Origin of the sequence: Streptomyces aidingensis, assembly GCF_900112355.1 — a bacterium.
In the GTDB taxonomy this organism is placed as follows: Bacteria; Actinomycetota; Actinomycetes; order Streptomycetales; family Streptomycetaceae; genus Streptomyces; species Streptomyces aidingensis.
In genome coordinates this window covers 56,816-80,168 of record NZ_FOLM01000022.1, presented here as the reverse complement: position 1 = coordinate 80,168, position 23,353 = coordinate 56,816, and the positions used below count along the sequence as shown (strand labels likewise).

Sequence of the window (23,353 nt, the reverse complement as noted above, 5' to 3'; positions counted from 1 at the left end):
CACACCAGTGAGGCACCAGGTCCTCGGCCTTTTCGCCATCTGGTCCTGACGACGTCCCGTGCCCGGTCCTCCCCGGCCAGGCACGGGCGCCGCGGCGGCGCAACGCCGATCCCCCCGCCCGGCAGGCGCCGCCCCCCGGTGGCCTCGTCCCCTCCCGATTCCTCCGGCTGCGAGGGGACGGGGCCACCACTTCCCAAACCCATGCCCTCCCGCCGAATGCGAGTCCTACCGTGCCCAGTCTCCCGACCCCACCACGCTCGGCCCCTTCCCGGCCGCCCCGGCCCGCCGTCACCCACCCGGCAATGGCCTGGAGCACGGTGTGCGCCGGGACGGGTTACGACGCGGTCGTGATGCCCGAATTGATGGCCCGGCAGGTGCTGCCGCTTCTGGTGCACCGCCGGTCCCGCGTGCGGCTGGGCTGGATCGGCGTAACGCCCCGGTTGTGGTGGTGGCCGGTGCCGCCGGGCTCGGACGAGGGCCTGGCCTGGCCGCAGGACTGCTATCTGCCGGCCGGGACCGTGCTGCCCTTGTCGATCAGTGGCCACTCCGTGCCGCCCTTCGTCTGGCTGCGCCGGGACGAGCGGGAGCCCTTCACGCACCCAGTGGTGCTGTCCGCCGTACTCAGCCACGTAGCACGCACCGCCCCGGCCGCCTCGGGGAGGGCGCGGTGAACAACGCCTTCTCCAACAGCATGGCCGGTACCGTGGTCCAGGCCCACGCCGTCCATGGTGGCCTCCACCTGCACCAGCAGGGCACTGCGGTCTTTCCCTCACCGCGGCAACTTCCCCCGGTACGTGGGCGACTGATGGGGCGCGAGGACCGGCTGGCCGCGCTGGACCACATCCGAGCCGCCGAGGACCAGGGCACGCCGATCGCGGTGATCACCGGCATCGGAGGCGTGGGGAAGACCACGCTGTCCGCCCACTGGTTGGCCCGACTGGCCGAGCACTACCCCGATGGGCAGCTCTATGCCGACGTGGGGGCGGCCGGGGACAAGGATGTGGCCTCACCGGCGGTGGTGCTGCGTGGTTGGTTGCACGCCTTGGGCTATGGCCCCGCTCTGCCCGGTGGCGTGCAGGAGCTGGCCGGGCTGTGGCGCTCGGCCACCGCAACCCGGGAATTCGCACTCCTCATCGACGGCGCAACCTCGGCCGCGCAGGTGCGCCCGCTGCTGCCCGGCGGCACCGGCAGCCTGGTGGTGGTCACCGGCCGCTGGCAGCTGAGCGAGCTGGCCACAGCGGGAGCACGGATGTGCCGACTGCCGCCGCTGTCGCCCACCGCCGCGGTGCAACTGCTGGCCGACAGCGCCGGAGAAGGCCGCCTGGATCCGGACACGGCCGAGGCCCGGCGCATCGCCGTCGCCTGCGCGGGGGTGCCCCTGGCACTGGTGATGGCCGGCGCGGTGCTGGCCGCCGATCCGCACCGCCGCCCCGCGGACCTTGCCGCCGCGCTGGAGCGCAAACCCCACACCACCTTGTCCACCCACACCGCCGAAGGAATCTTCGCCGTGACCGCCGCCGCCCAGGAAATCTACGAATCACTACCGCAGCACACCCGCCGGGTGTACCGGCTCTGTGCGCTGCTGCCCACCACCGACCTCGACCCCGACACCGTCGCCGCAGCGGCGAACCTGCCCCGGGCGGAGGCCGAGCACGCGCTCGGCCTGCTCACCGGCGCCCACCTGCTGGACAGCCGCGCACCGCAGGAGGGCCGGCCGGACAGCTACACCTGGGCCACGCAACTGGTGCACCGGCACGCCCAGCAGTGCGCGCAGGAGGAGGACACCGCCGAGGAACGGCAGGTGGCCACCCGGCGGGCATGCGAGTGGTTCCTGGCCACCGCCAGCGCCGCGCAGAAACTGCTCACCCCCGTCCAGGCCACCATGGAGCGCACCTACCGCCACCCGCTGCCCGAACCGCCGGCCTTCCCCGACCAAGCGGCGGCCCTGGCCTGGCTGGTGGCCCACCAGCACAACCTGCTGCCGGTCATCCGCCACACCCGCGACGCCCAGTGGCACAACCTGACCTGGCAGCTCGTGGATGCCCTGTGGCCACTGTTCCTGCGCATCCAGCCCTATGAGGAGTGGATCGCTGCCCACCGCCTGGGACTGGACGCGGCCCGGGCCGCCGAGCACCCGGCAGCCGAGCGGCGGATGCTCACCTCCGGCGCCATCGGCCTGGCCGCCGCCGGCCACAACGACGAGGCGATCCGCTGGTACCAGCAGACCCTGGAGAAAGCCATCGCTGCCGGGCACGTACACGACCGGGGGCAGTCCCTGCTGGGCATCGGCGGCTGCCACACCAACATGGGACGACCGCAGAAGGCCGAGCCGTTCCTGCGCGAAGCCATCGCCGTGTGGGACAGCTCGGGCTACCGCCGCGGCGTGGGACTTGCCCTGATCACCCTCGGCGAAGGCGCCCTGCACACCGGACAGCTCAACACAGCCATCGACCACCTCACCGCGGCACACGCGATCCTGGTCGAGCACGGCGACGGCTACGACGCAGACCGGGTCGCGGCATGGCTCGGCTATGCCCGCGCCCTGTCCGGCGATCACGAGGCCGGACGGCTGCTACTGGAGCAGGCGCTGTTCGCGTTCCGTGCGGCCGGATCGGCACGCTGGCAGGCCCACACCCTGGAATGGCTCGGCCACATCTCCGCCCTGACCGGCGACAACGACACCGCCCGGCATCGATGGCAGCAGGCGGCCGACCTGTTCGACACCGTCCGCCCGGCCGTTGCGGCCCGGGTCCGCGAACGCCTGACCACACTGACGGGCCAAGCCGACGGCTCCGGCGAGGCACGGGTCTGAAGGCGCAAGACCACCACGTCCTTGGCGCCATCGCTCGCGGCCGGCCCGGCCCTTTGGCCGCCTGGTAGGCCCGGCACACGGTCCGCGCGCGCTGCACCGGCGCCCAGGGCACCGCCCCACCGCCCGCCCCGCCGACTGCCGGCTCAACTCCAGCCCTTCCTCTCTCTTAACCACCGGAACTGATGTGACCTCTCCTTCCTCTCCTCCCGTACAGGCCCGGGCCGCCTACCGTGATGTGGCCTTACTGATCGCCGCCGGTTCCGGGCACAGCCTGTGGGCGACCGTGATGATCGCGCTGCGCGAGCACGCGACCATCCAGGTCCCGCACAGCGGCCTCGTCGGCCGGGTCCTGATGGCCGTCGGCGCGATAGCCATGGCCGGCTGGCTGATACGGCTGACCGCCGCCCGCAAGAGCGGTTCGGCCTGGGCACTCGCCGGTGCCGCCGCGCTGGCCGCCGCGGTGGCGGCGGACGCCGCCGGACTGGTGCCCGCCGACGGCGGCGGCACCTCCGGAGTGCTGGCTCCCCTGGCCGGAGCCGGGCTGACGGTATGGCTGGTGCGCGAAATCCTGCGCCACCACGGGGTACGGCTGCACGCGTCCGCGGGCCCCGCGGACGCCGACACGCAGGGCGGGGTGTTCGCCGCCGCACTGCTGGGGTTCGCCGCGGCGGGGCTGGCCATGGTCACGGTGTCGCTGTGGTTCCCCCAGTCCACGCTCGGCGGCCACCAGCTGGAGGCCGGCGGCATCACCACCGGCAGCCAGGCCTTCGCCGCCTTCGTGTGGACCGCCGTGGCCGAGGAACTGGCCGAGACCGCCGCAGTGCTGGCCCTGCTCGGCGCCGCAGGCCGGCCGGTGCGCGAAGCCGTGGCGCTGTGCCTGCTACTGCGCCTGGCCGGCCATGCGTATCTGGGTGCCGCCGCGGTGGCCGCAGTGGTGGCGGGCGCCGTGGCGGTGCTGCTGTTCCTGCGCTACCGGACCGTCCTCCCGCTGCTGCTGGCGCACTTCACCTGGGACGCCAAGGTCCGCGACTGGGTAATCCCCCAGCTGTATGCCGTGGACACCGGCGACGGGACACGCACCGCGCTCCTCTTCGCAAGCTGGCGCACCAGCACGGCCACCCTGCTGCTGACCGCCGGCGCAGCGCTGTGGCTGCTGCACTTCGCCCAGCCCGCCGCCTCCGGCAGCCAAGCCGGGGAACCGGACGGCAACGGGCGCACCTCGCCACCAGCGGCGGCCCTCCCCGCCCGTCGCGCCCCGTAACACGCGCTGCCCGGCACAGCCCAGCCCACGGCACCCCGGGCAGCCGGCCCTCCTCCCTCCGCCCCCCGTGCCCGCCTCGCTCGCCCGGGGTGGGGCGATATGGCTGACCGCGAAAGGCAGTTTTCATGGAATCTCACCACGCCGAGACAAGAGCGGCGCAGATCGACACCGTCAGGCCGCAGTCGGCCCGGATCTGGAACCGCTGGCTGGGCGGCGGCAAGGAGAGCTTCCCCGTCGACCGCACCGTCGGCGCGGCATCTCCACTGCCACTGGCGCTGTTTCACTCCCACCTCGTCCTTGGCGACAATGAGCAGCAGGCCTGCCATGACGTCCGCCGTCTGCACCAGCTCCTCGTCTCCGGCCTGCCGGAAGACGCGGCCCGACCCGAACACGCAGGGCGCCTGCTCTTCGCCGCCGTGCGTGCCCAGGCCACCGCGGCTGCCACCGGGGCTCCGGCTGCGGGCAGGCCTGTTGCGGTGCTGGTGCGCACGACGATCCGCCCGGTGTGGGAGCCGCTGCTGCGCGCCGGCCGGGTGGTGGCCGCCGATGTCCGTCACCTCGCGTGGCACCCGGTCGCCGGGCAGGAGATCGCTTTCCGTCTGACCGGTAATCCCGTCTACCGCGACGCCCGCAGCCGCCGCCAGCTCCCTCTGCGTCGGCCGCGTGAGTGCCGCGCGTGGCTGCGCAGCCGCCTGGCGGAGAACGGCATCCACCTGACCGGCTCTCCGGCCATCTCTCCGGCGACGCGCCTGACCGGGACCAGCCGCCGCGGCACCATCCAGCTGATCATCAGGGACTTCCAGGGGCGCGGCACTGTCACTGACCCCGTCGCCGCAGCCCGCGCCCTGGTGGAAGGTCTGGGCCGAGGCCGGGCCTATGGCTGCGGACTGCTCCACATCCCCGCCCTGCACGGACAGAGTTGATAAACTGACCCACCGGGAACGGCGAGGGTGCACCAACCTTCTGCCACCCGCCTTCCTCACACCCGTGGGGCCGCACCAGGAACATCGGCCAAGTTCACCACCCGAGCCGATACCCGGATGCCTCCTTCCACGCAGGCGCCCCCGGCGCCCGCCCCTTCTCCTCACCCACCGTGGGGCACCCGGCCAGCAAACCGACGGCCGGGACAGGACAACGACCAGCAGATGCCCGGCCATAACCGGCACCAGCGAGCCGTCGTTGACCCCATGTCCGCTCAGCAGTTCGGAGGAGAAACACGGTGGGCAGCCACGTCACCAGCATCCTCGGAGCACACCCCCTGCCGGAACACCACCGCCAGGTACTGCTCGAATGCCACAGCACCACATCCCCCCACGCCCCCAGCCACAGGCACCTGCCAGCCAGTCACACGAAGCAGAAAACCACCCCGCCCGCGCGCATCCCCTGGGGGCGGCGGAGTCCGCTGCTGCTGCGCATGCTGTACGACCGCGCCCGCCTAACAGCAGCGTGAACTTCTGCGGCTCCGCTGCCCCGTACGAGCCGGGACCCGGCTCTTTCGCCGTGCCCGTAAACGCGATCACAGCTGGCTAGGGTGATGACATGACTACGGTCCGAGAAACCGATGACACGGCGGCCTCGCTGCGAGCGGCCATGGTGGGCGAACTGGAGGGGATGGGGGTGCTCCAGTCCAAGGCGGTCGCGAAGGCTGTCGCGACGGTGCCCCGGCACCTTTTCGCGGCCGACCAGCCGCTGGAGTCGGCGTATGCCGCGAACAAGGCTCTGGTGATCAAGCGCGACGGATCCGGGAACGCTCTCAGCTCGCTGTCGGCTACGCATATCCAGGCGGTGATGCTGGAACAGGCCGAGATCGAGCCGGGGATGCGCGTACTCGAAGTGGGCTCGGGCGGGTACAACGCCGCGTTGCTCGCCGAGCTCGTCGGTGAGGCGGGCACGGTGGTCACCGCCGACATCGACGCGGAGATCGTTGAGCGCGCCCGCGCCTGCCTGGACGCGGCCGGGTACGGCCGGGTTCAGGTGGTGCTGGCCGACGCCGACGGCGGCGTACCCGAGCACGCACCGTTCGACCGGATCATCGTCACAGCGGGGGCGTGGGACATCCCGCCAGCATGGCTGGAGCAGATGTCCGAACGTGGCAGGATCGTCGTCCCGTTGCGGATGCGAGGCCTGACCCGGTCGTTCGCGTTCGACCGCGAGGATGGCGGGCTGGTCAGTGCCAGTTACCGGCTGTGCGGCTTCGTGCCGATGCAGGGCAGCGGCGCCTACACCGAGCGGCTTGTTCCGATCGCGGACGGGATCGCTCTTCAGGTCGATGACCAGCGTCAGGAGTTCGACACCGAGGCCCTCGCTGCCGCCGTGCACACGCCGCGGCTGGAGGTCTGGTCCGGTGCCGCGTTCGACCTGCCCGATGAGCTGGAGCTGTTTCTGGCGACCAGTACGCCTCAGATGGCGATGCTGCACGGCAGCAAGCAGCTGGTCGACCAGGGCGCGCTCGCGCTGTCGGTGACGCGCGGTGTCCCGGCGCTGGTGGTCGGAGGCAGCTTCGCGTACCGGACCAAGCGGCCCAATGAGGAGACCGGCGGATTCGAGAGCGGGGTGTTCGCTCACGGGCCCGAGGCCGAGGCGGTCGCCGCGCGGTATGTGGACTTGCTGCGGCGGTGGGCCTCCGATCACCGGCGGCGCGGGGCGGCCCGTATCCGGTACGTGCGGATGCCCGAGGGGACGGCCGAACCCTCTGCTGGGGTCGTGGCGAAGCGGTTCGGGGCGGTTCAGATCTCCTGGTCATAGGTTCCCTGCCCTGGCGGGGAGCCGGGGCAGGGCCGTGTGCACCACCCAACTATCAGGGAGGTTGTTGTGTCCGTGCAGTCCGAGGAAGCGGTGGCTACGGTCCCCGCGGCGGTAGAGGGCCAGGAGGGGATGGTCGACGGCTGGGATTTGGATGTCTCCATCGTCGAGTCCGGTCCCGAGGCCGACAGGCTCATCCGGATGACGGATGACGGCTGCGGTGAGACCTGCGAGTCCGCCTGTTCCACGACCTGCCCGTAGGCGGTCCGAAGTACGAAAACCGTGGTGTCCGGCCGCGACTCGCGGCCGGACACCACGCGGCGACAGGGGGGCTGGTGTACGAGTACATCGATGCGGCGGTGCTGCGGGCGGCGGCCTGGCCGCCGGATCGCCGCATCCCGTTCTGGCCCGATCTGACCGGCGAGGGCAACGGGGCAGCGTCGTGGCGGCCGTGGCTGGAGCAGGTCCTGCAGATGCCCGGCTTCCCCGCCGCTCTGGAACAGGCCAGCCCGGTGCTGACGCGTCGCGTCGGGCAGATCTGTGAGGGTCGGCAGTTGCCCGAGCCGGCCGTCCGCAAGGCGGTGGTGGCCCTCATGCGCTACGTGCTGCGCGCCTCGGGCCGGGCCACCCCCTTCGGTCTCTTCGCCGGAGTAGCGCCCGCGCGCATCGGCGATGCGCCGGCAGCCCGCATCGGCACCGGCCACCACGTCATCGCCCGGCCCGATGCCACCTGGCTCGCGACGGTGATCGAGCGCCTGGAAGCCGACCGCGCGCTCCATCCACGCTTAATGGTCCAGGCCCATCCGCTCGCGGTGGAGCGGGACGGTCATGTGGTGCTGGAGCACCGTCCTGCCGGAAGTGGCGGCGGGACCCCGGCCCACGTGCGGGCCCGCCTCACCACACCGGTCAAGGCTGCGCTGGACGCCGCCCGCGCCCCCGTCCGCACGGCGGATCTTGCGGCCAAACTGGCCGCCGAATTCCCCCAGGTCCCCGCGGCGACCATCAACCGGCTCCTGTCCGATCTGATCGCCCAGCGTCTTCTGGTCACCAACCTCCGCCCGGCGGTCACGGCGACGGACCCCCTCGCCCATGTGCGGACCGTCCTCGGCACCGCGGCCACCGAGGGCAGCGCCACCGTGGCCGGACCCTCGGGGAAGCTGCGCAAGATCGCCCGCGACCTGGGACAGCACAACAGCGGCACCGACCCGGAAGTCGCCTACAAGCAGCGCGCTGAGGTCGCTGCGGTGATGCGCGACCTCAGCGAGGGCTCCGGTCCGGTGCTGTCGGTCGATCTGTGCCTGGACGCCGAGGTGACGATCCCCCCGGCGGTCGCGGCTGAGGCCGCGCGGGCGGCCACCGTGCTCGTCCGGCTCTCGGGCCGCCGCGCGCTCTCCCGTGCCTGGATGGCCTGGCACGGCCGCTTCCTGGAGCGCTATGGTCCGCGCGCCGTGGTGCCGGTCCTTGACGCCGTGGACAGCGCCACGGGCCTGGGCTACCCGGCCGGTTTCCTCGGCGGCCCACCCGCCCCGGGTCCCGCTGCCTTGAGCGAGCGCGATACCAAGCTGCTGACGCTCGTGCAGAATGCCGCCCTGCGCCGCCCCCGCGAGATCGTGCTGGACGACGCCATGGTCGCCGACCTCGGCGAGTCCGGCCCGGAGTTGCGCGTTCAGCCGTCCACGGAACTGACCGTGCGCATCGGGTCCCGAAGTCTTCGGGCTGTGGATGCCGGTGAGTTCATCCTTGCGGTCGTCGGAGTCTCACGGTCCGCCGGAACGATGACCGGCAGATTCCTCAGCCTGCTGGACAGGTGCGACCGGGAGCGGATGGCTTCGGCGTATGAGACGGCGGCCACGGCGACGGAGAACGCGCTGATCGTCCAGGTCTGCGCGCCCCCGCTGTATGTCAGCACCGAGAACGTCGCCCGGGCCCCCCAGGTGATGCCCGTCGCGGTCCGTCTCGGCGAGTTCCACCACCCCGGCGGAACGGACCTGGTGCCCGTGGAGGACATCGCCGTCACCGCGGACGCCCACCGCCTGTACCTGATATCGAGGTCACGGCGCCGGCCACTGGAGTTCGTGACCATGAACGCGGTGGAGCCGACCCGCCGCATCCATCCGCTGGTGCGGTTCCTCACCGAAGCCACCAACGCGCTGAGCGTCCCGTGCACCACCTTCGACTGGGGAGCGGCGGCCGGCCTGCCGTTCCTGCCCGCGCTGCGCTACGGGCGCACGGTCCTGTCCCCGGCCCGCTGGCGACTCCCCGCCGCCGACCTCGCCGACCACACCACGAACTGGGCGCAGTGGGACCAGTCCCTGTCCGCCTGGCGCGAGCTGGCCGCAGTGCCGAACACCGTCTACCTGGGTGAGGGAGACCAGCGCCTGCGCCTGAACCTGGCCGAGCCCGCGCACCGGGCCCTCCTGCGCTCCGACCTGCGGCGCGAGGGCACGGTGGTACTCCGTGCCGAGACCGCCGCCGACGCGGGCTGGATCGACGGCCACCCTCACGAAGTCGTCATCCCCCTCGCCACCACCACAAGCCCCTCACCCGCACCGTACTGGCTGCACGGCGCACCTGTGGCGGGGCGCGAGCACGGTCGGCTGCCCGGCTGCGACGGGCGGTTCTTCATCAAGCTCTACGCGCACCCGGGCCACCATGCCGGCATCCTCACCCGCCACCTGCCGGACCTTCTCCGCCGGTTGCGCGACCCTGAAGGTGGCGAGACGCGATGGTGGTTCCTGCCCTACCGCGACCCCGACGATCACCTGCGGCTGCGCCTGACCGTCCCCGAGGGCCAGGCCGCAGAAGCCGCCGCGGCGATCGCCGCCTGGACCCGCAGACTGCGCCAGAACGGGCTGCTGGCCTTGGTGCAGTGGGACACCGACTTCCCCGAAACCGCCCGCTTCGGCGGCCCTCAGGTGTGGCAGTCCGCCGAGGCCTACTTCGCGGCGGACTCCCGGACCGCCACCGCGCAGTTGGCCGCCTGCGCGGCCAAGAACGGGCCGGACCGGCAGGCCCTGACCGCAGCCAGCATGCTCGACCTCACCACCGGCCTCATCGGCACCCGGCGCGAAGCCATGCGGTGGCTCATCGACCGCGCCCAGCCCGCCGGCACGGCGCCGGACCGCGTCGTGTACAAACAGGCGATCACTCTGGCCAACCCCCACGATCGCACCGACCTGGCCCAGCAGCCCGGGGGCGAGGAGGTCCTCGCCCAGTGGACCCGGCGGCGCACGGCGCTGAACCTCTACCGAGCAGCCCTCGCGACCGCGGGAACAGTCACAGTGACCGCACTGCTCCCGGAACTGCTGCATCTGCACCACACCCGTATGGCCGGCATCGACATGGAAGCCGAACGGCTGTGCGTGCACCTGGCCCGCGCCGCCGCACTCAGCTGGACAGCCCGCGCAACCAGAGGAGCATCGTGACGCCGACCCCGCTACCGCAGGCGCTGGCCCTGGCCGACACGCTGGCCGCTCAGCTGTCCGACCCGCGCACCGCCTGGACCGCGGCACCGACGGGTAAACGGGCGTGGCCGCAGTCTCTCGCGGGCGGCGCCGCAGGCATCGCGCTGCTCCACATTGAGCGCGCCCACTGCGGCCGGGGCGACTGGGCCACCGTACACAGCTGGCTGTCCTCGGTCGCCGCCGAGGACCTGACCGCCGCCGACAACGCCAGCCTCTACATGGGAGCACCCGCCCTGGCGTACGCCATGAACGCCGCCGCGGGACCCACCGCGCGGTACCAGAACGCCTTGAAGAAGCTGGATGACGCCACGATCACCATCACCCGCCGCCGCCTGGCCCAGGCACACGCCCGAATCGACCGCGGCGAACCTCCGGAGATGAAGGAGTTCGACGTGATCCGCGGGCTGGCCGGACTGGGCGCCTACCACCTCAGGCGCCACCCGGACCACCCGATCACCGCCGACGTCCTCGCCTACCTGGTCCGCCTGACCGAACCCCGCCCCCAGGAGCACGACCTCCCGGCGTGGTGGACCGGCGTGGCGCCCAACGGTGAAGTGAGCTCCGACTATCCCGGCGGGCACGGGAACTTCGGCATGGCCCACGGCATCGGCTCCGTCCTCGCCCTGCTCTCCCTGTCCCTCCGTAGCGGCCCGGCTCTCCCCGGCGCGCGCGACGCGGTGGAACGCATCTGCGCCTGGATGGACCGATGGCTCCAGCACGACGCCACCGGCCCCTGGTGGCCCGGCTTCATCACCCTCGACCAGGCCCAGCGGCACCACGTCGATCCGGCGCTGCGGCCCCGGCCCTCGTGGTGCTACGGCATCGCCGGCACCGCCCGCGCCCAGCAACTCGCGGGCATGGCCCTGGACGACCCCGGCCGCCGGAAGACCGCCGAGCAGGCCATGCTCACCACCCTCCAGGACCCGGACCAGCTGGAGATGCTCACCGAGACCGGGCTCTGCCACGGAACCGCCGGGCTGCTCCAGGCCGCCTGGCGGATGGCCACCGACGCCCGCGACCCCGCCCTCGCCGCCGAGCTGCCCCGCCTGACCGACCGGCTCACCCGCCAGATCACCCACCTCGGCCAGCGCGACCCCGAACTCCTGGACGGCGCCGCCGGTACCGCGCTCGCCCTGCACGCCCTCGGCACCAACGCCGTCCCCATATCGGGCTGGGACACCTTCCTCCTCCTGGCATAGACGAGATGGAGCCGAACGGACATGGACACCACCTGGCGGCAGATCACCGTCACCTTCCCCGACTGGGACACCGCCGAGCACACGGCTCTCACCCACCTCGTCCCCCGCCTCACCACGACCGAGACCACCCGCCTCATCGGCCCCTGGTTCTTCCTCCGCAAGACCCCCGGCTGGCGCATCCGCTACCAGCCGCCGGGCGATTCCACCACGGCGGAGAACCACCTCCTGCACACCCTCGGCCCACTCCAGCGCGCCCGGCACATCACCGCTGTCACCCCCGTGATCTACGAGCCGGAAACCCATGCCTTCGGCGGACCGGAGGCCATGACCTGCGCCCACCGGCTCTTCCACCTCGACAGCCACCACCTGATCGCCCACCTCACCCGCCACCCCGACCGGCCGCACCGCCGCGAACTGGCGATCCTGCTGTGCACAGCGCTGCTGCGCGCCGCCGGCCTCGACTGGTACGAGCAGGGCGATGTCTGGGCACGCGTGGCCGACCACCGCGACCCTCCCCCACCCCAGCCCGACCACCGGCTGAAGAACCTGCGGAACGGTCTGCGACACCTGATGACCGCCGACATCACCCAGCTCACCCGCGAAGACGCCCCGCTGCCCCTTCCCGCAGACTGGCCGCAGGCTTTCACCACCACAGGCCAGGACCTCACCGCCCTCGCCAACGCCGGGCGGCTGCACCGCGGACTGCGTGCGGTGCTGGCCCACCACATCATCTTCGCCTTCAACAGGCTCGGGCTGCCGCACGCGACCCAGGCCACCCTCGCCGCCAGCGCCAAAGCCGTCGTCTTCGGCGCCGACCCGGCCACCGAGGACCACAGCGCGCCAGGAGCCCCCGTATGAACGACCGGCTCCTGTCCTGGTTCCCGCTCGTCCAGCGGTCCCGCCCGCCCGCACTCCCCCTTGACGCACGGATCCGCCAGCTGAAGGACCTGGCCGCGCAGCCCGCCGCCGGTGACATTCAGCAGCAGGCCATCCGCGCCGCCGAGGTCTGCAACAAAGCAGCCCTCATCGCCTCCGACTGCGCCGTCCCCGACCTCGCCCGCGCCCTGTGCTGGTCCCAGTACGCGGTCTTCGACCAGGCCCGGCCGCTTCCCCCCTGGGCGGTGAAGCTCGCCCTCCAGCCGATCCTCAACATTGCCCGGCAACTCATCCGCGAAGGCGACGGCAGCAGCGCCTACGCCATGCTCGAAGCTCTCCTCAGCGCCGCCCGCGCCAAGTCCTCCGTCGAGATCACCGGACGAACCGTCGACCTGCACACCATCACCGGTACCGCCGGCGATTACAAAACCGTGTGCACCCTGGTGTGGGCGGCACTCCTCGCCGACGGCACCCGCGCCCTGACCCAGGCCGGCCGCTGGCACGAAGCCGCCGAAGCCGCAGCCACCCACCGCGGCGTCGGCGCCCGGCTCCTCGACGGCCGGCAGACCACCATCCTCGCCCTCGCCAAGAACGGACGACACAACGAAGCGACCGCCCTGGTCGAGAACAGCCGCCCCTCCGAACCCTGGGAAGAAGCAGTACGGAACCTGCTGCGCATCATGTGCCGAGACACCGGTTCCGCACCGGCGACGCACGTCGACGCGATGCTCACCACAGCGCTCACCCTGCGGCGGCAGCCCGTCCCCGGCACGACCGTCTTCCTCACCCGGGTCGGCATCGCGACGCTGGTCCTGGCAGCAGGCCACACCGACGGCCGGATACCCCAACTGCACACAGACATCCTCGCCATGGCCCACACCGACGGCTACGCGGCCCGGGACGCACTCACCCACCCACAGCTTCGACACGCCATGACAGCCAGCCAGCACCATGCTCTGACCAGCCTGGTCCGCACAGCGGGACTCGACGCCGGGACCCTTCCGGAACCCCTGCGCAGTGACCTGATGAGCGCAGTGCAGACAGCTCAGGACCGGCTGCGTTGCTGCCTCGGGCACGGCGCCGTCACCTCACCCACCACACCTCCCGCCGGAAGCTGACACGCCCGCCGAAGGCGTCAGAGAACTGCGGCACTGTCACTGACCCCGTCGCCGCAGCCCGCGCCCTGGTGGAAGGTCTGGGCCGAGGCCGGGCCTATGGCTGCGGACTGCTCCACATCCCCGCCCTGCACGGACAGAGTTGAAGCGTGGATCCAACGTTCACCACCGCCGGCAGGGGACCTGGCGGCCCCGTCAAGGACCGACCGCACACTCTGCGCTCCTGCCTGCTGGGCGAACGCGCCGACCTGCAACTCCTGCGGCCACCTCACCGCCCTGATCTCCGCGCACCGCGCCGCCAACAGCAGGAGCGGGCCGCCGCCCTGCACGAAGCCGCCGCTGAGGGCTTGGCGGTGGCGAGGGGAGGGGGACCCGGCCCGATGGGCAGCGCGGTCTTGCCCCGGCGTGGCGGCGTGGAGCGCGGCGGCCGTCTGTCGGGGCATCCAGCCTGCCTGCCACAATGTGCGCCCCGACACAGAAATGGAGAGCGATGGCGGATAACGCTGCGCAGGACAAGGACGGGACCGCTCAGAACAAGAACGACAACTTCGATCTCTCACTGCCTCTCCCGGAGGAAGGCGGCGTCGTCTTCGTGGCCGCCGGCCTTTGTGCGCTGCTGCTTGCCCTGATCTATCCGGGGGCGATGACCTACGCGCTCGTGGACTACCGGTCCTGGCCGACCCGGCGGCGTTCTTCACTTCGGCGGCCTTCGCCGCTGTCGCGCTGATCAGCGTGCTGGTCCACCTGTACGGCGAAGCCGAGATCGTGGTCTCGCTCGCCCCTCGGGTGGCGATGTGGAGCACTTGCGTCGTGCTCGCCGGCGTCCAGCTCGTCGCCTCGACGCTCGGGGCTGCGGAGTTCTCCATGTCGGCGTTCATCGGCGTGGTCGCCATCCTTGGAGTGTTGGGCTTCGGAGAGCTGGCCGGCCACGTCTTGGCCGACAGCTGAGAACGGAGTCCTGCCCGTGGCCGGCACCGGCCGGTCACGGGTTCAGACCATCAGGCTGCCGCACATGCCGAGCACCAGGTGCTGCCGGGCCGGGATCGGCACTCCGGTGGCCCGTACGGCGCGCAGTGTGCTGCCGTCGACGTACGTGCGGCACAGCCGGTCAACGGCATCGGGCTGAGGAGCGTGTAGGGGGAGGAGCTGCCGTAGACCGGCCGGGCGCAGCCCGGGCAGTGCCCGGTAGAGGCGATCAGGCGCGAGGCGCCTATACACCTTCGGAGGATTCTGTCGTACGAAAATCGCGAAACTGGAGGAGTGACGGCTTCCAAGACCCTAGTGTGATCGCGAACGAAGGACTTCTGGGGGTGCGGTGAGGGGTAGGAGGCTGTACGCGCACAGCCGCAGCACAGTCTCGGGCGTCCGACACGAGTTGGTCGATCACTTACGTGGTTCGGCGGCTCTGGCACGACAGTTCGGTGCGGTGTTCGGAGCAGCCGAGTTAGCCGAGTATCTGGCACTGGTGCACGATGTCGGCAAGGGATGCTGTGCGTGGCAGGATGCGCTGATCCACAGGGCAGAGGCAGGCCACCAGCGGGTCGGTGTTCCTCATAAGGACGCCGGAGCGGGCCTGGCTGCCCAGCACGCCGGACTTCTCTTTGCCACAGTCGTTCACGGTCACCATGGGGGTCTCCATGACCGTGCAAAGGTGCGCGAGGTTGTGCGTGCCTTGGCTGGTGATGATCGCGACGCGGCGAACGCCCGAGAGGCTGTGGAGGCCGTTTCCGCGTTGATTCCGGAAATCATCCGCTCAGAAGTGATCGCGCCGCCCTACTGGCTCAGGAAGCTGCCCGCCCGGCAAATCGGGCTTGGAAAGGATCTACTGGTTCGGCTGCTCTTCAGTTGTCTGGTGGATGCCGACTTCCTCGACACTGCCGCTCACTTCGACGGTACAGGAACGCCGCGCGTCGCGCCGGACACCGACATGGCGTCACTGCACAGCCGGTTCGAGACGCGGCGGCGCGCGTACCTCAAACGCAAGGAACCGTCACCGGTGGACGCGGTCCGTTCAACAGTGTACGAGCAGGCTCTCGCTGCCGCTGAGGGCAATCCGGGCGTCTATGTCCTCCATGTCCCGACCGGTGGTGGCAAGACCCTGGCCTCTGCCGGGTTCGCCTTACGGCATGCCGCAAGGCACCGGCTGCGCCGGGTGGTAGTCGCAGTTCCGTTCATCAGCATCACCGAACAGAACGCCGAGGTGTACCGAGACCTGCTGGATCCGGGTGAGGGCGAGGCCGGGGCTCCCGTGGTCCTGGAGCACCACAGCTCCGCTGACTTGGACGGAACCGGCGGCGCCAGCCGGTGGGCGCGGCTGGCGGCGGAGAACTGGGATGCGCCGATGGTCGTGACGACGACGGTGCAATTGTTCCAGTCTCTGTTCGCTAACCGGCCGGCGGCCATGCGCAAGCTGCACCGCTTGGCAGGGGCGGTGATCGTGCTCGATGAGGTGCAGGCCCTTCCTGATCGACTGCTCGCGCCGATTCTGAGTGCACTGCGCGGCCTGGTGGAGCACTTCGGTGCCTCGGTCGTGCTGGCCTCCGCCACACAGCCCGAGTTCTGGACGCTTCCCGAGCTGGAAGGCTCCCCGCGCCACATGGTCATCGACGATGTCCAGGGCCTGTTCACCGAGCTGCGGCGGGTGAAGTACACCTGGCGCTCGGATGCGGACCTGTCGTGGGAGGAGGTCGCTGACGATATCGCCGGTGAACCCGAGTCACAGGTTCTGGCGGTGGTCAACACGACGAAGGACGCCTCTGTACTTCACAAGTGCTTGGTGAACTTGGCGGGGGCCGGGGAATCGGGCAGTGCAGCGTCAGCAGCCTCCATGGGGGACCGACTGAGGACCCCGGGTCAGCCAGCGGTGCTCCACCTCTCCACCAGAATGACGGCGGAGCACCGCCGCGAAGTAATCGAGCTCATTCGTTCCAGACTCGCCGCCGGCCTGCGCACATTCGTGGTTTCCACCAGCCTGATCGAGGCCGGTGTCGATATCGACTTTCCCTGTGTGTACCGGGCGATGGCCCCGGCGGAGTCCTTGCAGCAGGCGGCCGGCCGCTGCAACCGCGATGGGCGCAATACTCAGGGCAGAGTAGTTATCTTTCGTCCGTCGGAGGGTGGCGACCCACGAGGCGGATCGTACGATGCCGCCAAGAGCGCCTCTGAGCGGAATTTTGGCCCAGATCTGGCTGATCCGGATGACCTTGCGGCGCTGTCTCGCTACTACACCGACCGCTACGCAGCGCAGGGTACCGACGGCCGTGCTTTTGGCGAGGAGATCCAGCAGTTGCGCCGGGCGCTGGATTTCCCAGAAGTCGCCAGGGAATTCCGCATGATCGACGATAGCTACTCGCAACCGGTACTGGTTGTGCGGCCGGAGAAGTCGGAAGAGGACCGCGATCGGATCGAAGCAGACATCAAGCAGCTCCGAGATCCGTATCCGACCGGACCAGAGGTGCTGCGGCGGCTCCAGCCGCATACGGCTTCACTGCCCCGGCACGAGGTGCTGAAGGCGTTGAGCAGTGGTATTGCGGAACCGGTCGTAGGGGACTTGGTGGTGTGGCGCGGCTTCTACGACGCCGCCCGCGGACTGGACAGTGAGCGGACGGAGGATCCTGCTGCATTCTTGATCTGAGCAGTTGATAGAGATGGGCATGCCGCAGTGTCACTGTGCAACGATGGGCGAGTCCTCCAGGGGCGATGGCGGTCTCTGAGCATTTTGTGAGCACGGAGGCCGAGAGTCGTAACGCTTGACGACTGGCAGTACAAGGTGCACGCGCCCCGCCGCACAGGTCATCCCGCGCGGCGGGATGCGTCCACTGTCAGACCCAGCGTGAGAGTCATCGTCACCGGGACGCGGGCTACAACGAGGACGACGACCACTACCACGAGGAAAATCATCTCAGCGAAGGGATTCTGCATCGGAGAGTTCCTTTGCTTTCCGACTAGCAGTATCAGGCACCGTTCCAGTAGTGCGAGACAGTAGCCGACTCACCGACAACTGCCAGGTGCGCCACGCGGCCCGCTCGCCGGTCGTCGAGGCAACAGTTCGGGAAGCTGACTCGACGCCCCCCGAAGCAGCCGACATCTCGAATACCGGAGCGCTGGCGAAGTAAACGCAAGGCCCTGCACAGGACCACAGAATTCGAAGGGAACATCGGATGGGTTCGACAACTGCCACTGCGCGGCGTCTGGCGCGTGGCAATGGCGGATGGGCTTTTCCAGACCTTGTGGTCGAGACATGGGGTGACCTGGCGTGCTTCACCCGGCCCGAGCTGAAATCGGAGCGCGTCAGTTACCCGCTGATAACACCATCGGCTGCGGACGGTGTACTCCGCGCGGTGTTCTGGAAGCCGGAGTTCCGCTACGTGATCCGGCGGATCGAGGTGCTCAGTCCGGTCCGATGGATGCGCATCCGTCGGAACGAGGTGTGCTCGGTAACGACCGCTTCCCAGGTGGCGTCACTGCAGCAGGACAGACACAGGCACTATGACGTCGAGGTCGACCGCGACCAGCGCAGCACAACGGCTCTTCGGGACGTGCGGTACCGCATCCACGCCCAGGTGGTCGTCTCACCCAAGGCTCGCGCCGGCGGTGGTGGGTTCCCGCCGGCGTCGGAGGAGAAGTACCGCGAGCAGCTGCGCCGCCGGGTGGAGCGCGGGGCCTGCTTCTCCCAGCCATTCTTCGGGTGCCGCGAGTTCACGGCGCACTTCGGCCCGTCCAGCAGCTTGCCGGCCCATGCCGACTGGACCGATGAACTGGGCGTAATGCTCCACTCGATCGAATACACCCCGGCCGGCGAACGGTACCGCTGGTTCCGGGCCTCGGTGACGGAAGGTGTCATGCACGTACCCGAGCAGCCGTTGCCCGATGACGCGGTCGCCACGCCGGGCGCCCCATGGCGAGCCGACACGGCCGGAGGGTAATCCCATGCTGCTGCAACGGCTGAGCGAGTACGCCGAGCGGGCCACCGACGAGCTGCCCGCCGAATACCATCGGGCCAAGGTCATCGACCGCGTGCTGCTCCTTGCCGAGGACGGAAAATTCGCGGAACTGGAGGACCGCCGCAAGCCGGCCAAGCTGCGGGACCAGGCACTGATCGAACACGTTCCGCACGTACAGCGGTCCGGGACGAAAGTCCCGCCGTACCTGCTGGTGGACACTGCCGAGTTCGTGCTCGGTGTGCCCAAGGTGAACGGCCGGAACGCGCCGACCGACAAGGACCGGGCTGAGGCCCAGCGCCGCCACGCCGCCTATCGCGAACTGGCGCTGCGCTGGGCGGACACCGCGCCGCACGACCCTGCCGCAGCGGCCGTCCGGACCTTTCTGACCGCACCGGACGCGGCGTGGCCTGCCACCGAGGACGTGGGCCACAAGGAGATGATCGCGCTCCGGGTCGGCACCCGGTGGCTGCACACCCTGCCCTCTGTCCAGCGGCTGTGGGCCGAAGTCGTGCGGGAACGAAAGGGCGGCGGCGAAGACCGTTCCGGACTGTGCCTGGTGTGCGGTACTCACGGAGCGCTGCTCACAACGATTCCAGAACCGGTCAAGAAGGGATCGGTTCCGACCGCCGGAGGCAGCAACGAGGGCCAACTGGTCTCCATCAACAGCGCCGCCCAGGGACGCAATGGAATCCAGCAGCTCACCAACACCCCAATCTGCCACCGGTGCGGCAGCCACGCCATGGCCTCCCTCAACCACTTGCTCTCCTCCCGCACCCAGTGTCGGCGGTTCAAGGACCATGGCGCTTTCGTCTGGTGGACCCGTCGGCCGGGAGAAGACCCGGATCTCGTCACCACTCTCAACGACCAGCCGGACGAGGCCACCATCGCGCGGCTCATCGGCAGCATCCAGGACCAGCCGACTCATAGGGCAGTCAGCGGAGTCGACGCCGATGCCTTCTACGGGCTCACCATCGGCCTGAACAACGCACGCATCGTCGTCCGCGACTGGCTCGACGTGCCTGTCGCCGACGTCAAGCGGACCCTCGGCCTGTGGTTCTCCCAGCACGGCATCCACGAGGGGTGGAAAGGCCGTATCCGCCATGTCCCGGTGTGGCTGATGGCTCTGTGCTGCGGTCGCTGGAACGGCGAGCGCTACGTGCGGGACAGCGCCCCTGTTGGGCTGGAGACTGAACTGCTGTTCGCAGCACTGCACGGGTCCCGGCTCCCCGCACGTGTTCTGCCGATGCTGATGCAACGCATTCACGCCGACCGGCATATCGACGCGCCGCGCGTCGCCCTCATCCGCCTGGCCCTCAACCGACTCGACGAATGCAGGAAAGCCGAGATGCCCGACGCTCTTGATGACGCCGACAACCACCCCGTTTACCTCTGGGGCAGGATGTTCGCCGTGCTGGAAGAGATCCAGCGCAGCGCGATCCCCGACCTCAACACCAGTCTCCGGGACAAGTACTTCTCCGTCGCCGCAACGGCTCCCCGCGCGACGATGGTGCAGCTGCTGAGAAACGCCAACGCCCACCTCAAGCGGCTGGGCCGCGACAACCGCGGAGCAATGACCGCTCTCGACTCACGCCTGCGTGAGTTCATGGGCCGCGTCCCGCGCACCGGTCTCCCGCAGCACTTGAGCGTGCTGGAGCAGTGCGACTTCGTCATGGGCTATTACCACCAGCGGCAGGCCGACTTCGAAGCGATCCAGGAGCGCAAGTCAGCCGATGGCAGCACCGATGAGAACGCTCACGGTTGACAACACCCCGCCCCACGAAGCAGCCGAGTAAGGCCCTCTCACCCGACCGTTACCCGACTCTCCTCAAAGGACACCGGCAATCGTGACCGCACCGCATCTCGACCCCGGCCGCAAGCACGACTTCGTCTTCCTGATCGAGGCCCTGGACTCCAACCCGAACGGTGATCCGGACAACGGCGGCATCCCCCGCACAGACCTGGTCACCGGCCAAGGGCTCATCACCGATGTCGCCATCAAGCGGAAGATCCGCAACACCGTCGCACTGTTCAACGCCGTGGAGAAGAGGCCCGGATACGAGATCTACATCGAGGCGGGCACCGCACTGAACTCCCAACACGAGCGGGCGTACCACGAGGGCGGCGCCACCAGCAAGGACTCCGCCCAGCAGTGGATGTGCAAGAACTTCTTCGACGTGCGCATGTTCGGCGCCGTCATGACGACTGGCAAGCGGGAGAGATGGGCTGGTCGAGTCCAGGGCCCCGTCCAGCTTGGATTCGCACGCACCATCGACCCCGTCACCCCACTCGATGTCGCCATCACGCGGGTCACTCCCACCCGCGTAGAGGAACTGGCTGCCTGGAACAATCCGCAGCCCGAGACCAAGTCCGACAAGGAGAAGAAGAGCAACGCCAAAGAAACCGAAATGGGGTCCAAGCACATCATCCCCTACGGCCTCTACAAGGGGACCGGTCACTTCAGCGCGCCCCTGGCTGCCAAGACGGGCATCACCAGCGATGACCTCGCCATGCTCTGGCGTGCGTTCACCCTCATGTTCGAGCACGACCGCGCTGCCGCCCGCACCGGCCTGAGCCTGCGCGCCCTCCACGTCTTCACCCACGACGACGCCTTCGGCCAAGTGCCCGCACACAACCTCACCGACCTCGTCACCGCCACCCGACAAGGGGATGCCCCCGCTCGCTGCATCGACGACTACACACTCTCTGATCCTGCAGCCGCCGACCTCCCGGTCGGCGTCACCCTGACGACTCTCGCCCGCCCCACGGCCTCTGCGCCGGCATGACGGAGTCGCCTGGTTTCCAGGGCGGAGAGGGGAACGTGCTGCAGGTTCCCCTCTCCGCCCTGGAGCACTACGCCTACTGCCCCCGCCAGTCCGGGCTCATCCTCCTGGAGGACGCGTTCGAAGAAGACGCCGCAACCGTCCGTGGCACCCTTCTCCACCAACGTGTCGACACCCCGGGCAACCGCGGAAGAGGTTCCGTCCGCACCCTCCACGCCTTGCCCGTCTGGAATGACGCCCTCGGCCTGGTCGGCGTCTGCGACACCGTCGAACTCCACGCAAATGGTCGCGTTTTGCCCGTCGAGCACAAGTCCGGCCGTTATCGGCCCGCCGGCCCCGCCGACGTGCAAGCCGCCGGGCAGGCCATCTGCCTGGAAGAGATGTTCCGCACCACGATCACGCAGGCCGCTGTGTACTCAGCCGCCGATCGAAGACGTCATCTCATCGCCGTCGACCAGCCACTGCGCGAGCGGGTGGCTGAACTGACCAGCGTCATCCGGCGCATGCTTACCTCCAGCGCCCTTCCCCCGCCGGTCGCCGACAGCCGCTGCCGACGCTGCTCCATGGCCAACTCCTGCATGCCCCGCGTCCTCGCCGGCGACCGCCGTTATCGGCAGGCTCTCCGCGATCTCTACCGCATCGCCCCCGCACCGGAGCGCGCATGACCACCGAACTTCTCAACACCCTCTACGTCCAGACCCAGGGAGCCGATCTCCGCCTCGAGGAAGATTGTGTCCGTGTCCGCGTTCCTGAAGACACCGGCCGCCGCACCCTTCCGCTGCGCCGCCTCGATGCCATCGTCGTCTACGGACACGTCAATCTCTCCACCGAACTGATCACCCGCTGTGCCCAGGACGCCCGACCCATCACCTGGATGAGTCGCAGCGGTCGTTACCTGGGACGCCTCGACGGCGCCGTACGCGGCAACGTTCTCCTCCGTCACGCCCAGCACCAGATACACGACGACAAGGACGGCTGCCTCGAGATCGCCCGCAGCATCGTTGCCGGAAAGATCCGCAACAGCCGCTGGATCATCCTCCGAACAGCCCGCGACGCTCCCCGTTCAGCGCAGGAAGCGATGCGCGCCGCCGCCTTGAAACTGGCCGAGAGTCTTCCCTCCACCGCTTCGGCTCCCCATCTCGACGCCCTCCGCGGCATCGAGGGTGACGCCGCACGCCTCCACTTCGCCGCCTTCCGCAACGCGCTTCGCCCCGCCGAGGGAATACCTCCCTTCGAACGCCGAGCCCGTCGGCCGCCGACCGATCCGGTGAATGCCCTGCTGTCGTTTCTGTATGGACTTGTGCGCGGCCTCGTCCACGGTGCGACCGAGCAGGTAGGCCTCGACCCCTACGTGGGCTATCTCCACGGCATCCGGCCAGGCAAACCCGCGCTGATCCTCGACCTCATGGAGGAATTCCGCCCCATCCTCGCGGACCGTCTCGCACTCACCCTGCTCAACCGCCGACAGCTGCGCGTCGAACACTTCGAGGAACTGCCCGGCGGAGCCGTCCGGCTCACAGACGATGGCAGAAGCGACGTACTGCGCGCATGGCAGGACTGGAGACAGCAGCACTGGCAGCACAGCATTGCTGGTCGCGATGTCCCCGCCGGACTGCTCCCGGTCATGCAGGCCCGCCTGCTCGCCCGCCACGTCCGCGGAGACCTTCCCGGCTACCTGCCCTGGACGGCTGCATGATGGACCTTCTCCTCACCTACGACGTGGACACCACCAGCCCAGAAGGCGCCAAGCGACTCCGGCGCGTCGCCAAACTCTGCGAAGGCTACGGCCTCCGCGTCCAGAAATCGGTCTTCGAAATCGTCGCCGACGACGCCGAGTTGCTCCGACTCCTGGCACGTATCGACAGCACCATCGACACCGAACGCGACAGCATCCGGATCTACCGCCTTCCCCACAACGGCCTTGCCGATGTCCAAACCCTCGGGATCGCCCGAGTACAGTCACACCGGGACGACCTCGTCCTCTGATCAACTCGCTTCGGAACCACAAGTGCACACGCCAAACGCAACTCACACCGAAGCAAAATGTCGGAATTGAGTGAAATACCAGGCGCAACTTCCGCCTATCGCGTCACGCAGTTCGGCGTTATCCCTGGCCAGAAACCGTGGCGGCCGTCCTCCGGGACGGCCGAGAGTCGCAACT

The 23,353-nt window shown here is 69.6% G+C and carries 20 protein-coding genes; all 20 read left to right on the top strand.

Going from position 1 to position 23,353, the window contains the following annotated elements; all coding sequences use genetic code 11:
- Positions 1-302: 302 nt before the first annotated feature.
- The 20 genes from BM242_RS25960 (at position 303) to cas2 (ending at position 23,178) form a co-directional block, all read left to right on the top strand.
- Positions 303-671 carry a hypothetical protein gene (locus BM242_RS25960; RefSeq protein ID WP_139238456.1) on the top strand — a complete coding sequence of 123 codons (369 nt, stop codon included), beginning with the start codon at positions 303-305 and terminating at the stop codon, positions 669-671.
- A complete protein-coding gene (locus BM242_RS25955; protein WP_139238455.1) occupies positions 668-2,812 on the top strand; it encodes a tetratricopeptide repeat protein in 2,145 nt (714 codons plus the stop codon). Before BM242_RS25960 ends, BM242_RS25955 begins: the two co-directional genes overlap by 4 nt.
- Positions 2,813-2,996: 184 nt before the next feature.
- Positions 2,997-4,073: a CPBP family glutamic-type intramembrane protease gene (locus tag BM242_RS25950; RefSeq protein WP_139238454.1), complete on the top strand. Its 1,077-nt coding sequence runs from the start codon at positions 2,997-2,999 to the stop codon at positions 4,071-4,073.
- Positions 4,074-4,198: 125 nt separating this feature from the next.
- A complete protein-coding gene (locus BM242_RS25945) occupies positions 4,199-4,996 on the top strand; it encodes a type I-E CRISPR-associated protein Cas6/Cse3/CasE (RefSeq protein ID WP_093841373.1) in 798 nt (265 codons plus the stop codon).
- Between the two features lie 616 nt (positions 4,997-5,612).
- Positions 5,613-6,818, top strand: coding sequence for a methyltransferase, FxLD system (gene fxlM, locus BM242_RS25940; protein WP_093841372.1), 1,206 nt, complete (start codon positions 5,613-5,615; stop codon positions 6,816-6,818).
- A gap of 90 nt (positions 6,819-6,908) precedes the next feature.
- A complete protein-coding gene (locus BM242_RS25935; protein WP_245834535.1) occupies positions 6,909-7,076 on the top strand; it encodes an FxLD family lanthipeptide in 168 nt (55 codons plus the stop codon).
- 74 nt (positions 7,077-7,150) lie between these two features.
- Positions 7,151-10,240 (top strand): lantibiotic dehydratase, encoded by a 3,090-nt coding sequence (locus BM242_RS25930; RefSeq protein WP_093841370.1) that lies wholly within the window; start codon positions 7,151-7,153, stop codon positions 10,238-10,240.
- Positions 10,237-11,478 (top strand): lanthionine synthetase C family protein, encoded by a 1,242-nt coding sequence (locus BM242_RS25925; protein WP_425443934.1) that lies wholly within the window; start codon positions 10,237-10,239, stop codon positions 11,476-11,478. The genes BM242_RS25930 and BM242_RS25925 overlap by 4 nt, the downstream gene beginning before the upstream one ends.
- Before the next feature lie 21 nt (positions 11,479-11,499).
- On the top strand, positions 11,500-12,336 hold the full coding sequence (locus BM242_RS25920; protein WP_093841369.1) for a thiopeptide-type bacteriocin biosynthesis protein: 837 nt from the start codon (positions 11,500-11,502) through the stop codon (positions 12,334-12,336).
- Positions 12,333-13,472 (top strand): hypothetical protein, encoded by a 1,140-nt coding sequence (locus BM242_RS25915; RefSeq protein WP_093841368.1) that lies wholly within the window; start codon positions 12,333-12,335, stop codon positions 13,470-13,472. The genes BM242_RS25920 and BM242_RS25915 overlap by 4 nt, the downstream gene beginning before the upstream one ends.
- Positions 13,415-13,615: a type I-E CRISPR-associated protein Cas6/Cse3/CasE gene (locus BM242_RS25910; protein ID WP_093841367.1), complete on the top strand. Its 201-nt coding sequence runs from the start codon at positions 13,415-13,417 to the stop codon at positions 13,613-13,615. The genes BM242_RS25915 and BM242_RS25910 overlap by 58 nt, the downstream gene beginning before the upstream one ends.
- 344 nt (positions 13,616-13,959) lie before the next feature.
- Positions 13,960-14,196 (top strand): hypothetical protein, encoded by a 237-nt coding sequence (locus tag BM242_RS25905; RefSeq protein WP_093841366.1) that lies wholly within the window; start codon positions 13,960-13,962, stop codon positions 14,194-14,196.
- A 5-nt stretch (positions 14,197-14,201) separates the two neighbouring features.
- On the top strand, positions 14,202-14,417 hold the full coding sequence (locus BM242_RS25900; protein ID WP_093841365.1) for a hypothetical protein: 216 nt from the start codon (positions 14,202-14,204) through the stop codon (positions 14,415-14,417).
- A gap of 478 nt (positions 14,418-14,895) precedes the next feature.
- Positions 14,896-17,103, top strand: a complete 2,208-nt coding sequence (locus tag BM242_RS25895; RefSeq protein WP_342747010.1) for a CRISPR-associated endonuclease Cas3'' — start codon at positions 14,896-14,898, stop codon at positions 17,101-17,103.
- A gap of 526 nt (positions 17,104-17,629) precedes the next feature.
- On the top strand, positions 17,630-18,394 hold the full coding sequence (gene cas5c / locus BM242_RS25890; protein ID WP_093841364.1) for a type I-C CRISPR-associated protein Cas5c: 765 nt from the start codon (positions 17,630-17,632) through the stop codon (positions 18,392-18,394).
- Positions 18,395-18,398: 4 nt separating this feature from the next.
- Positions 18,399-20,174 carry a type I-C CRISPR-associated protein Cas8c/Csd1 gene (cas8c, locus tag BM242_RS25885; RefSeq protein WP_175541586.1) on the top strand — a complete coding sequence of 592 codons (1,776 nt, stop codon included), beginning with the start codon at positions 18,399-18,401 and terminating at the stop codon, positions 20,172-20,174.
- 82 nt (positions 20,175-20,256) lie between these two features.
- Positions 20,257-21,195: a type I-C CRISPR-associated protein Cas7/Csd2 gene (gene cas7c, locus BM242_RS25880; protein WP_217652592.1), complete on the top strand. Its 939-nt coding sequence runs from the start codon at positions 20,257-20,259 to the stop codon at positions 21,193-21,195.
- A gap of 35 nt (positions 21,196-21,230) precedes the next feature.
- A complete protein-coding gene (gene cas4 / locus BM242_RS25875) occupies positions 21,231-21,857 on the top strand; it encodes a CRISPR-associated protein Cas4 (protein WP_245834534.1) in 627 nt (208 codons plus the stop codon).
- The gene (cas1c, locus tag BM242_RS25870; protein ID WP_093841360.1) at positions 21,854-22,888 is read left to right on the top strand and encodes a type I-C CRISPR-associated endonuclease Cas1c; all 1,035 of its coding nucleotides are present in this window, start codon (positions 21,854-21,856) and stop codon (positions 22,886-22,888) included. Before cas4 ends, cas1c begins: the two co-directional genes overlap by 4 nt.
- Positions 22,885-23,178, top strand: a complete 294-nt coding sequence (gene cas2 / locus BM242_RS25865) for a CRISPR-associated endonuclease Cas2 (protein ID WP_245834533.1) — start codon at positions 22,885-22,887, stop codon at positions 23,176-23,178. The genes cas1c and cas2 overlap by 4 nt, the downstream gene beginning before the upstream one ends.
- Positions 23,179-23,353 lie beyond the last annotated feature (175 nt).

Excerpts from the sequence above, each read along its gene's own strand:
- cas1c (WP_093841360.1), top strand. The coding sequence starts at position 21,854 with ATGACCACCGAACTTCTCAACACCCTCTACGTCCAGACCCAGGGAGCC.
- BM242_RS25920 (WP_093841369.1), top strand. The coding sequence starts at position 11,500 with ATGGACACCACCTGGCGGCAGATCACCGTCACCTTCCCCGACTGGGAC.
- BM242_RS25905 (WP_093841366.1), top strand. The coding sequence starts at position 13,960 with ATGGCGGATAACGCTGCGCAGGACAAGGACGGGACCGCTCAGAACAAG.
- BM242_RS25960 (WP_139238456.1), top strand. The coding sequence starts at position 303 with ATGGCCTGGAGCACGGTGTGCGCCGGGACGGGTTACGACGCGGTCGTG.
- cas8c (WP_175541586.1), top strand. The coding sequence starts at position 18,399 with ATGCTGCTGCAACGGCTGAGCGAGTACGCCGAGCGGGCCACCGACGAG.
- fxlM (WP_093841372.1), top strand. The coding sequence starts at position 5,613 with ATGACTACGGTCCGAGAAACCGATGACACGGCGGCCTCGCTGCGAGCG.
- BM242_RS25945 (WP_093841373.1), top strand. The coding sequence starts at position 4,199 with ATGGAATCTCACCACGCCGAGACAAGAGCGGCGCAGATCGACACCGTC.
- BM242_RS25915 (WP_093841368.1), top strand. The coding sequence starts at position 12,333 with ATGAACGACCGGCTCCTGTCCTGGTTCCCGCTCGTCCAGCGGTCCCGC.
- cas5c (WP_093841364.1), top strand. The coding sequence starts at position 17,630 with ATGGGTTCGACAACTGCCACTGCGCGGCGTCTGGCGCGTGGCAATGGC.
- cas2 (WP_245834533.1), top strand. The coding sequence starts at position 22,885 with ATGATGGACCTTCTCCTCACCTACGACGTGGACACCACCAGCCCAGAA.